Annotated in this window: 10 protein-coding genes; 6 read left to right on the top strand and 4 right to left on the bottom strand. The window is 53.0% G+C overall.

The features are described 5' to 3' along the window. Window positions 1-128: 128 nt before the first annotated feature. On the bottom strand, window positions 129-1,295 hold the full coding sequence (locus ACFPLB_RS10190) for a cystathionine beta-lyase (RefSeq protein ID WP_378229256.1): 1,167 nt from the start codon (window positions 1,293-1,295) through the stop codon (window positions 129-131). A gap of 391 nt (window positions 1,296-1,686) precedes the next feature. Between ACFPLB_RS10190 and ACFPLB_RS10185 the strand changes: the two genes are divergently transcribed. The 4 genes from ACFPLB_RS10185 to ACFPLB_RS10170 all read left to right on the top strand — a co-directional run bounded on the left by ACFPLB_RS10185 (window position 1,687) and on the right by ACFPLB_RS10170 (window position 5,997). Continuing rightward, window positions 1,687-2,715 carry an amino acid ABC transporter substrate-binding protein gene (locus ACFPLB_RS10185; RefSeq protein WP_378229255.1) on the top strand — a complete coding sequence of 343 codons (1,029 nt, stop codon included), beginning with the start codon at window positions 1,687-1,689 and terminating at the stop codon, window positions 2,713-2,715. Window positions 2,716-2,830: 115 nt separating this feature from the next. Further along, the gene (locus ACFPLB_RS10180) at window positions 2,831-4,015 is read left to right on the top strand and encodes an amino acid ABC transporter permease (protein ID WP_378229254.1); all 1,185 of its coding nucleotides are present in this window, start codon (window positions 2,831-2,833) and stop codon (window positions 4,013-4,015) included. A 3-nt stretch (window positions 4,016-4,018) separates the two neighbouring features. Beyond that, a complete protein-coding gene (locus tag ACFPLB_RS10175; RefSeq protein WP_378229253.1) occupies window positions 4,019-5,179 on the top strand; it encodes an amino acid ABC transporter permease in 1,161 nt (386 codons plus the stop codon). Window positions 5,180-5,193: 14 nt separating this feature from the next. Beyond that, a complete protein-coding gene (locus ACFPLB_RS10170; RefSeq protein ID WP_378229252.1) occupies window positions 5,194-5,997 on the top strand; it encodes an amino acid ABC transporter ATP-binding protein in 804 nt (267 codons plus the stop codon). 83 nt (window positions 5,998-6,080) lie between these two features. On the opposite strand, the gene rnd is transcribed toward ACFPLB_RS10170, so the two are convergent. Then, the gene (rnd, locus tag ACFPLB_RS10165; protein ID WP_378229251.1) at window positions 6,081-7,238 is read right to left on the bottom strand and encodes a ribonuclease D; all 1,158 of its coding nucleotides are present in this window, start codon (window positions 7,236-7,238) and stop codon (window positions 6,081-6,083) included. Window positions 7,239-7,458: 220 nt separating this feature from the next. On the opposite strand from rnd, the gene aspS reads away from it, so the two are divergent. Further along, window positions 7,459-9,249, top strand: a complete 1,791-nt coding sequence (aspS, locus tag ACFPLB_RS10160) for an aspartate--tRNA ligase (RefSeq protein WP_378229250.1) — start codon at window positions 7,459-7,461, stop codon at window positions 9,247-9,249. 233 nt (window positions 9,250-9,482) lie between these two features. Here the strand turns inward: aspS and hspQ are convergent, their stop codons facing one another. Both hspQ and ACFPLB_RS10150 read right to left on the bottom strand, forming a co-directional pair. Next, entirely contained in the window at window positions 9,483-9,806 is a 324-nt protein-coding gene (hspQ, locus tag ACFPLB_RS10155) for a heat shock protein HspQ (RefSeq protein WP_378229257.1), read from the bottom strand. A 46-nt stretch (window positions 9,807-9,852) separates the two neighbouring features. Beyond that, entirely contained in the window at window positions 9,853-11,106 is a 1,254-nt protein-coding gene (locus ACFPLB_RS10150; protein WP_378229249.1) for a UbiH/UbiF family hydroxylase, read from the bottom strand. On the opposite strand from ACFPLB_RS10150, the gene ACFPLB_RS10145 reads away from it, so the two are divergent. Further along, on the top strand, window positions 11,099-11,293 hold the full coding sequence (locus ACFPLB_RS10145) for a hypothetical protein (RefSeq protein WP_378229248.1): 195 nt from the start codon (window positions 11,099-11,101) through the stop codon (window positions 11,291-11,293). The genes ACFPLB_RS10150 and ACFPLB_RS10145 overlap by 8 nt on opposite strands. The last annotated feature ends 13 nt before the right edge of the window (window positions 11,294-11,306 follow it).

Raw genomic sequence — 11,306 nt, 5'->3', positions numbered from 1 at the left:
TCATGGGCTTCGTCAAACTCGCTGCAATCGCAATATGGCTCAGATAGTTAAATCGTCACCACAACCTAGCTTCTTTTTCTTGCCGCATTTGTGCGACGTCAAATGATTCCATCTGACTGCAAAATGCTTCAGGCTGATAAGGCCTCAAGGCCGCGTGTCAGGTCCGCTTTCAGGTCTTCAATGTCTTCAAGACCGATCTGAAGGCGGATAACGGGGCCGTCATAATCGCCCTTTGCAAGTGTGCGGTCTGAAAGTGAGACCGGAACGGCAAGGCTTTCATAGCCGCCCCAGGAAAAGCCCAGACCAAAAATTTGCAGGGCATCGAGAAAAGCATGTGCCTGCGCCTGGCTGGCCTTGTCCAGAACAATTGAGAAAACACCGCTGGAGCCTGAAAAGTCCCGCTGCCAGAGGGCATGATCAGGATGGCTGGGCAGGGCTGGGTGAAGAACCTTGCTGATGCCGGAACAGGTTTCAAGCCATTGGGCAATGTCGAATGCGCTCTTGCGCTGATGATCCAGTCTTATGCCCATGGTGCGCAATCCGCGCAGCACCTGATAGACATCGTCAGGTGCGGCACAACAGCCAAGCGCGATGAAGCCGTCATGCAGGCGCTGCCAATACTGCTCATTGGCCGATACGGTTCCAAGCAGCACATCGGAATGTCCGGCAGGATATTTGGTCGCGGCATGAATTGAGATGTCGACGCCATTTTCAAGCGGTTTGAAATAAAGCGGTGTAGCCCAGGTGTTATCCATCATTACTACGGCGCCTGCTTTTCTGGCGGCTGCGGAAATGGCGGGGATATCCTGCACCTCAAACGTGTTGGAGCCGGGCGATTCGGTGAAAACCACGCTTGTGTTCGGGCGTATCAGGGCGGCAATTCCAGCGCCGATATAGGGATCATAATATTCGACCTCGACACCCAGCCGCGTCAACATGGTGTCGGCAAACTGGCGCGTGGGTGAATAGACCGAATCGGTAATCAGAATATGATCGCCGGATGCGGCAAAGGCGAGCAATGGCACGGTCACAGCCGCAAGCCCGGACGGAACGATGATCGTTCCGGCAGAGCCTTCCAGCTCGTCAATGGCTGTCGCCAGCGCATCGGTGGTCGGGGTGCCGCGTGTACCATAGGTGTATTTTTGTGAACGGTTCACCAGCGTGGCTGTGTTGGGAAACAAAACCGTGGAGGCATGGACCACGGGAGGATTTACAAAGCCGTGAAAGTCTCTGGGGTTGCTGCCGCTATGGGCAAGCCGCGTGTTTGTACCCAGTTTCAGCTTGGTCTTGTTCATATGCGAGCGCACCCCAAAAAGAATTTAAGCAACAGGGTTTTATGCTGCTCTGTGCACCTGTGCAACCATGGAGCATTTTGTGCGCACAGGTGGCACTATCTGATGGAAAAATGTTTCAGATCAGTATTACAAAAAAATTGAGAAAATCCACGGGAAAATGAGATAAAATCTTTTATAAACAATTGTTTATGTAAAATATGGTATAAATGTTGGCTGAATTATTCATTTTCCTTGACCTTAAGAGCATAATCGCTTTCGATGCACTTTATTAAGAAGAGGTGGGGAACGGTTTGCAGCGATCTGTCCTTGAAGGGCAGCGTTCTGGTGCAGATCACCCGTAATAACAAAACCGGACCAGATCCGGATAATTGATAAAAAGGGTCAACAGATTATGAAGAAATGGGCAATTGGTATTCTGGGGGCGGCAGCCATCGGCATGGTGTCGGGAGCCGCCCATGCAGATACACTTGATGATGTGAAGGCCAGAGGGTTCCTCCAGTGCGGTGGCAATGTCGGGCTTGCCGGGTTTTCTGCCCCGAATGAAAAGGGCGAATGGACCGGAATTGATGTTGATTATTGCCGCGCTCTGGCTGCGGCGATCTTTGGTGACGGCACCAAGGTGAAATTTACCGGCCTGAGCGCCAAGGACCGCTTTACCGCGTTGCAATCTGGTGAAGTTGATGTTCTGTCGCGCAACACCACCTGGACGATCAGCCGCGATACGGCGCTTGGTTTTAACTTTGTGGGCGTCACCTATTATGATGGCCAGGGCTTCATGATTAATTCCAAGAAGGTTCCAGGCGTCAATTCGGCGCTGCAACTTTCGGGCGCCTCCGTCTGCGTGCAGGCAGGCACCACCACCGAGTTGAACCTTGCCGACTATTTCAGCGCCAACAAGATGGAATATAATCCTGTTGTGTTTGAAAAGTTTGAAGAGGCCAATGCCGCTTATGATGCTGGCCGCTGCGATGCCTATACCACGGACCAGTCGGGCCTTTATGCGGTTCGTCTTCAGATGTCCTCGCCCGACGATCATGTGGTTTTACCTGAAATCATTTCCAAGGAGCCGCTCGGGCCTGCCGTGCGTCAGGGTGATGACAAATGGTTCGATATTGCCAAATGGACCTATTATGCCTTGCTGAATGCGGAAGAGGCCGGTGTTACGCAAGCAAATGTGGAGGAGATGAAGGACAGTCCCAATCCTGATATTCGCCGCCTGCTTGGCACCGAAAGCGAAACCAAGATAGGGACCGATCTGGGCCTTGAGAATGACTGGGTGGTGAATATCATCAAGGCGACAGGCAATTACGGTGAAATTTTCGAGCGTAATGTCGGTGTTGACAGCCCGCTGAAAATTTCGCGCGGTGTCAATGCGCTGTGGACCAAGGGTGGCCTGCAATACGGCATGCCCATCCGTTAGGTTTAAGAAAAGGTATAGATCGGCCGGAGGATGATTTCTCCGGCCTTTTACCCTCCCTGCCAGAATAATAAAGAACAGGCTGGCAGAAACAGACACCGGTTGTAAGGGGCGCCATGTGTCACAACATATTATCAGGGAAGAAACCGCCCGGGTCCCGTTGATTTACGACCCGAGAATACGCAGTATTTTCTTTCAGTTGCTTATCGTCTTGCTGCTGGTGATGGGCGTATGGTGGATTGTCGATAACACCATTGAAAATCTGCGACGCTCAAATATCTCCACAGGCTTTGCATTTTTGCGTGGACGTGCGGGATTTGATATTTCTGAACGTCTGATCGCTTTTACACCCGATTCATCTTATGGACGGGCGCTGCTGGTCGGCATCACCAACACGCTGATGGTTGCTGCCGCCGGTATTGTGACGGCCACTATTTTGGGTTTTCTGGTTGGTGTGGGCAGGCTTTCACACAATTGGCTGATCCGTAAGCTGGCGATGATTTATGTCGAAGTGTTTCGCAATATCCCGCCCTTGCTGGTTATCTTGTTCTGGTATCAGGGTGTTCTGGCGGTGCTGCCAAGCGTGCGCGAAAGTCTGTCGCTGCCATTTGGGTCCTATCTGAACAATCGCGGTTTTTATTTTCCCGGACTGATATGGGAAGAAGGTTCCGAGCTTATATTGTTCGGCTTTATCGCAGCATTTGTGTTGATCTGGATTGTGGCGCGGCGTGCGCGGGCAAGGCAGATGGCGACGGGCAAACGCTTTCCGGTCTTCTGGACCAGTATCGGGCTGCTCATCGGTCTGCCTCTCCTGGCTTTTCTGGTTTCGGGTATGCCTGTTGGCATTGATTACCCGCAACTGGGAACTTTCAACCTGACCGGCGGCATCAATATATTGCCCGAATTCCTGTCGCTCTATCTGGCCTTGTCGTTTTATACGGCCTCATTCATTGCCGAGATTGTGCGTGCGGGCATATTGGGTGTGTCCAGGGGCCAGACGGAGGCTTATTCTGCGCTTGGCATGGGCACCAGTGACGGATTGCGCCTTGTGATCATTCCACAGGCCATGCGCATCATCATTCCGCCTTTGACCAGCCAGTATCTGAACCTGACCAAGAATTCCTCGCTTGCGGTCGCCATCGGCTATCCGGATCTTTATGCGATCGGTGGCACCATTCTCAACCAGACCGGGCAGGCCATCGAGGTGGTGGTCATTTTCATGACCGTCTATCTGAGCATCAGTATCATCACCTCTGTGTTGATGAACTGGTTCAACACCAAAATGGCGTTGAAGGAGAGGTAAGCCATGCAGGCAGATAATTTCTCCTGGGTGCGCCAGGAAATGATTGCCTCTCAGGTTGCGCCCCGGTCGCATCTTGGGCCGGGTGCATGGTTGCGCAAGAACCTGTTTGCAACGCCGGTTGATGCGCTTTTGAGTGTTTTTGCATTTCTGGTGATTGCCTGGCTTTTGCCGCCTTCGCTGAACTGGTTATTTTTTGATGCGATCTGGAGCGGGGCTGATCGAACCGCCTGTCTGACAACCGAGCAGGGGGGGCAGTTGCCGGTCGGCTGGTCTGGCGCCTGCTGGCCCTTTGTCAGCGGCCGCTTTGGTCAGTTCATGTTTGGGCGCTATCCAATGGATGAGCGCTGGCGTGTGCTGCTTGCGGGCCTGATCTTCATCGCATTGCTGACGCCGCTTCTCATTCCGCGTGCGCCTTTTAAGAAGCTCAATGCGATCCTGTTTTTCGGGGTCTTTCCTTTTGTCGCCTTCTGGCTTCTGGTTGGCGGGGCTTTTGGGCTGCGCTATGTGGAAACCCCGCTTTGGGGCGGCCTTATGGTCACGCTGGTGATTTCTTATGTCGGCATTGTGGTGTCATTGCCGCTGGGGATCATTCTGGCGCTTGGGCGGCGCTCCCATATGCCCATCATCAAACTGTTGTCGGTGATCTTCATCGAGACGGTGCGCGGTGTGCCGCTCGTGGCTGTTTTATTTATGGCCAGTTTCATGTTGCCGCTCTTCGTGCCGCCGGGCATGAGTTTTGACAAGCTCTTGCGGGCATTGATCGGGGTTGCGCTGTTTGCCTCTGCCTATATGGCCGAGGTGGTGCGCGGCGGCTTGCAGGCCATTCCCAGGGGACAATATGAGAGCGCGGATTCGCTTGGGCTTGGCTACTGGCCGCAAATGGGTCTCATCATCATGCCGCAGGCATTGACACTGGTGATCCCTGGAATCGTCAACACTTTTATCGGCATGTTCAAGGATACGACGCTGGTGCTGATCATTTCGATGCTGGATCTGCTGGGCGTGGTCAAACAGAATATTTCGGGGGACCCGACCTGGGCAACGCCACAAACGGCAAAAACCGGCTATATATTTGCGGCGGCGGTTTTCTGGGTGTTCTGCTTTGGCATGTCACGTTATTCGCAGTATATTGAGCGTCGGCTCGATACCAGTCACAAACGCTAGATAAGGAAGCGCGCATGGCCACCGAAAACGCAGTCAGTGCTGCGGACATCGAAGTTGATACCGGCAAGATGCGGGTTTCAAAAACGGATGTCGCCATTGAAATTATCGGCATGCACAAATGGTATGGTGATTTCCATGTGCTGAAAGACATCAATCTGAAGGTGATGGGGGGAGAGCGCATTGTCATTTGCGGTCCTTCAGGCTCAGGTAAATCAACCATGATCCGCTGCATCAACCGGCTGGAAGAGCACCAGAAGGGCAAAATCATTGTTGATGGCAAGGAACTGACCAATGATCTGAAGAAGATCGATGAAGTACGTCGCGATGTCGGGATGGTGTTTCAGCATTTCAATCTGTTCCCGCATCTGACCATTCTGGAAAATTGCACATTGGCGCCGATCTGGGTGCGCAAGATCCCGCGCAAACAAGCCGAAGCGACAGCCATGCACTATCTGGAGCGCGTCAAGATTCCCGAACAGGCCAATAAATATCCGGGGCAATTGTCAGGTGGCCAGCAACAGCGCGTGGCGATTGCGCGGTCCTTGTGCATGAAGCCGAAGATCATGCTGTTTGACGAGCCGACTTCTGCGCTCGATCCAGAAATGGTCAAGGAAGTTCTGGAAACCATGGTCGGTCTTGCTGAAGAGGGCATGACCATGTTGTGCGTGACGCATGAAATGGGCTTTGCCCGTCAGGTCGCCAATCGGGTGATCTTTATGGATCAGGGCCAGATTGTCGAGCAGAACACGCCAGCCGAATTTTTTGATAACCCCCAGCATGAGCGCACAAAGCTGTTCTTAAGTCAGATCTTGCACTGACTTTACAGCATTTTGTGAGGTAAGACGGCACTGTCTGACAAAAACCTGATCCTAAAAAATCTGTAGTTTTTTTGGGACAGGTTTTATTCTTTTATATCAAACAGTGAGATGCGGCGGTTCTCAAATTTGATGGCGATTTCGCCACGTACCAATTGCAGCGCCTTTTCACCATAGACAGCGTGTCGCCAGCCCTGAAGTGCAGGCACATCAGCTTTTTCACCCTGAGCCGCAATCTGGTCAATATCGTCGCTGGAGGCTAAAACCTTGGCGGCAACACCTTCCTTGTCGGCCACGATACGCAACAGCATTTTAAGCAATTCGGCTGCGGCATTGGTTCCTTCAGGTGGTGCGGAAGGACGTGGCAATTTGGGTAATTTGTCCTTGGGAATGGATAGGGCTTCATTAACGGTTTCAAGCAAGGCGGCTGCCGTTGAAGAGCGCTCCCAGCCTTTTGGGATGCTGCGCAGCCGCCCCAGAGCATCGGCATTTTTTGGCGCCTGCTGGGCAATCTCATAAATGGCGTCGTCCTTGATGATGCGCCCGCGTGGCACGTCGCGTTCACGCGCCTCGCGCTCCCGCCATGCGGCAACGTTTTTCATGATCGCCAGTTCCTGCGGTTTGCGCACCCGCATCTTGAGGCGCTTCCAGGCATCGTCAGGATGAGGGTCATAAGTCTGGCGTGAGGTCAGAACCTGCATTTCCTCGTCAAGCCAGTGGGCGCGGCCCTCGCGCTCCAGTTCTGCCGTCAGATGCTTGTAGACATGGATCAGATGGGTAACATCAGCCAGCGCATATTCAAGCTGGCGCGTGGACAGCGGTCGCTGGCGCCAGTCGGTAAAGCGTGATGATTTGTCGAGTTGAACACCCGTTATTTTCTGCACAAGCTGGTCATAGGAAACGGCGTCGCCAAACCCGCACACCATGGCAGCCACTTGCGTGTCAAAGATCGGGGAGGGCACCAGATCGCCCTGATGGACAATGATCTCAATATCCTGGCGTGCGGCATGAAAGACTTTTATCACCCGCTCATTGCCCATCAGCCGGAAAAAGGGAGCCAGATCAATGTCGGGCGCCAGCGGATCGATCAAGGCGGTAAAGTCGGGGGTGGCCATCTGGATCAGACACAGCACCGGCCAGAAGGTGGTTTCGCGAATGAATTCCGTATCGACGGTGACGAAATCCGACTGTTCGAGTCTTTGGATGACGCTCTCGAGTTCGTTTTGTGTGCTAATAATATTCATGAAATCGCTTTTCGGATCAATTCTGTATTCTCAATTCCAGTCACAGCAACCCACGTCAAGCTGTTGGAGACCATTCACATGGTGGAACATCACGCCAGTCAAGCCCGTTTTGGCCCTGTTGCCTTGACAAAAGGGCCTGCTCATGCGCTTTTCGCGCCAATTTTAAAGCCGGGCAAGTGCTTCGGCTCGATCAAATCTAGTTTAAGCGGAAAGTCAGGCGATGCATCGTTACCGCAGCCATAACTGTGCTCAGTTGAGAAAGGCCGATGTCGGCTCCACAATTCGTCTTTCGGGCTGGGTGCATCGCGTTCGCGATCACGGCGGCCTGCTGTTTATTGATCTTCGTGACCATTACGGCCTGACGCAGATTGTCGCCGACCCTGAATCTCCTGCCTTCAAGATTGCTGAAACGATGCGTGGTGAATGGGTGATCCGTGTCGATGGCGAGGTGAGGGCGCGGGGCGAGGAGGCGATCAATCCGAATCTCGAAACTGGTGAGATTGAAGTTTTTGCCAGCGAGATTGAAGTGCTTTCGGCCGCGCAGGAATTGCCGCTGCCGGTATTTGGCGAGCCGGATTATCCTGAAGATATTCGTCTCAAATACCGTTTTCTGGATCTGCGCCGCGATACGCTGCACAAAAATATGGTCATGCGCGCAAAAATCATCGCCGAGATGCGCAATCGTATGGGTGCTGCAGGTTTTACCGAGTTTTCAACGCCTATTCTGACAGCCTCTTCACCGGAAGGTGCACGTGACTTTCTGGTGCCGTCGCGTATTCACCCCGGCAATTTTTATGCGCTGCCACAGGCCCCGCAGCAATATAAGCAATTGATCATGGTCTCGGGCTTTGACCGTTATTTCCAGATTGCGCCTTGTTTCCGCGATGAGGACCCGCGCGCCGACCGTCTGCCGGGCGAGTTCTACCAGCTTGACCTTGAAATGAGCTTTGTCGAGCAGGAAGACATTCTGGCCACGATGGAGCCGGTCATGCGCTCTGTGTTCGAGACCTTTGCTAATGGCAAGCCGGTAACGCAAAAATTTACGCGCATTCCTTATGATGTGGCGATGCGCAAATATGGTTCCGACAAGCCGGATCTGCGCAATCCGATTGAAATGCAAGATGTGTCGGACCATTTCCGCGATTCCGGTTTCAAGGTGTTTGCCAATATTCTTGCCAATGATCCCAAGGCTGAAATCTGGGCCATTCCGGCAAAAACCGGCGGGTCACGCGCTTTTTGCGACCGCATGAATTCATGGGCGCAAGGTGAGGGCCAGCCGGGTCTTGGTTATATTTTCTGGCGCAAGGAGGGCGAGGCGCTTGAAGGGGCAGGCCCGCTGGCCCGTAATATTGGCGAGGAACGCACCGAGGCAATCCGGCTTCAGCTTGGGCTGGAAGAGGGCGATGCGGCATTTTTCGTGGCAGGTGACCCGAAAAAATTTGCGATCTTTGCCGGTGCTGCGCGCATCCGTGCAGGCGAGGAACTCAACCTTGTCGATCATGAGCGCTTTGAATTGTGCTGGATTGTTGACTTCCCGTTCTATGAGTGGAATGAGGATGAGAAAAAGATCGACTTTGCCCATAATCCGTTCTCGATGCCGCAGGGCGGTCTTGAAGCGCTTAATACTGAAGACCCGCTTAGCCTGAAAGCCTATCAGTATGATCTGGTCTGTAACGGTTTTGAGATTGCCTCAGGCGGTATTCGCAACCATTTGCCGCAAGCCATGATCAAGGCGTTTGAAATTGTCGGGCTCGACCGGCAGACGGTTGAGGAGCGCTTTGGCGGTCTTTACCGGGCTTTCCAATATGGTGCGCCTCCGCATGGCGGCATGGCGGCCGGTGTCGATCGTGTGATCATGCTTCTGGTTGGCGCCAAGAACCTGCGTGAAGTAACCATGTTCCCGATGAATCAGCAGGCTTATGATCTTTTGATGAGTGCACCGGCACCTGCAAGCGCCCAGCAATTGCGGGAACTGGCCTTGCGCATTGCACCGCTCAAAAAAGAAGACTGAACCTACAGGTTCATTTCATAAAAAAGCCCCGTCGGCATGCTGGCGGGGGTTTTTCTTTAAAGCTTGTCTCTCGAGACTTGAGAATCAGTTTCGAGATAAAGACATGCGTAAAAACAAAGGCTTAAAGCGGGTCGTGTGAATTTGAAAGATTGCGACACGCTTTAGTGGAAAAATGCTCTTGTTTTAGCCGCATTTGTGCGACGCCAGATGTAGTCATCTAGCTGCAAAATGCTTTAATGCCGGATTTGATGTCTGGGTTCGTAATTTCCGTCTGCTGTTTTTAAAAACAGTTCCCGAACCTGCGGGTGCTGCACCGGGTCGCCGGAGACATCCTCAAGCAGATTCTGCTCGGAAACATAGGCGATGTAATCCGTCTCTGAATTTTCAGCCAGCAGGTGATAAAAGGGCTGTTTCTTGCTGGGACGAATCTCGGCTGGAATGGCCTGATACCATTCCTCGGAATTGGCAAATTCAGGGTCAACATCAAAAATAATGCCGCGAAATGGAAACAGGCGGTGGCGAACCACCTGTCCAATTGCAAATCTGGCTGTTCTTATATTTTCATTTCCCATGGCCTCTATGTGGCGCAAGGCGTCGGATAATTCAATCCTGTAGCGGATGTGATGGATTATCTGTTTGTGCCTGCCGTCGCAGCAAACCGGCAAGTGCAGAAAATCCACTGCCGGGCTGCAATCCCTCGCGCATGAAAAAAGCCCGAAGCGGAGCAAAACGACCCAATATGCCAAGTGTGGCGCTGCGCGCAATCTGGGCTGGCAAAATGTCTGAAAGCAGCGAGCGATTGAGAAGATTGACGGCTGTGGTGCGCGCAATAATGTCAGGGCGGCGCTTCAAATCATAGGTCAGCAAAGCCTTTGCCGAGCCGGGATCATTTTTATTTTGTAAAACCACTTCAACGAGATCGACAATATCCCTGATGCCGAGATTGAGCCCTTGTGCACCAATGGGGGGAAACACATGGGCTGCTTCACCAATCAATGCGACCCGGTTGTGGGCAAAGCGCTTGGGGGTTGAGGTTGAGAGCGGATAAATCTGGCGGCCTTTTTCAACATTTATGCGCCCAAGCATGGATTGCATCTGCTTTTCGATATGCAAGGAAAGGGCGTCATCATCGAGTTCTGCCAGGGTTTTTGCTGTTTCGGGCTTGACCACACAGACAAGGCTTGAGCGGCGTCCGGGCAGAGGAACTTGCGTAAAAGGCCCGGTTTCCGTGTGAAATTCGGTCGATGCAAAATTATGGTCGAGCGTATGGGCAAAATTCAGCACCAGCGCCGATTGCGGGAAAGGGTGCGTTTGAATGGAAATGCCTGCCGCCTCACGCGCTGGCGACAAGCGCCCGTCAGCAGCAATCACCAGTTTTGTTTCCACATGGCTGCCATCGCCAAGATGGGCGGTTGCAATATCCGGTTGCAATTCCCAACGCTCCACCAGCGTTTTTTTCCAGTCAATTGCTAAATGGGTGCTGACAGCTTCACCAAGCGTGGCAACCATGATGGCATTTGGAATGTTGAGACCAAAGCGGTGTTCGCCGATCTCGCTTGCGCGGAAAGCGACTGGTGAACTGCGCAACAGCCGCGATGTTCCGTCGATAATGCGCATGATCTTGAGGGGGGCGGATTTTTGAGCGAGCGTCTTTAACACGCCAAGCCGCTCAAGCAGGGCAAGCGCCGGGTTCATCAAGGCGGTGGTGCGCCCGTCGCCACTATTTACCTCCGGCCCAACCAGGGTGACAGAAAAACCGGCATCGGCAAGGGCCAGAGCCGCCAGCAGGCCGGCCGGACCTGTTCCTGCAACGAGGATGCGCGTATCAGAGTGCAAGGCGGCAGCGGTGATGGACATATCGAATTTCCTTTATGGTTCAGCTATAGGCCGCAAGAACTGCTTTATTCAACGCGACTTTTCAGCCGCCAGCAGGCATTGGGGCCTGAACAGGCTGTACAAGGGCAGAAAAACTGTGCGCCTTGCCATTCTGTTGCAGTTGTTGATTGACCCGTGCCGGCAGGTGGCCGATCAAGAAGATGTGTAAATGCCTTTGCGAG

Source organism: Aquamicrobium segne (assembly GCF_042656785.1).
GTDB classification, from domain to species: domain Bacteria; phylum Pseudomonadota; class Alphaproteobacteria; order Rhizobiales; family Rhizobiaceae; genus Mesorhizobium; species Mesorhizobium segne.
This window is presented reverse-complemented; position numbering and strand designations above follow the sequence as displayed.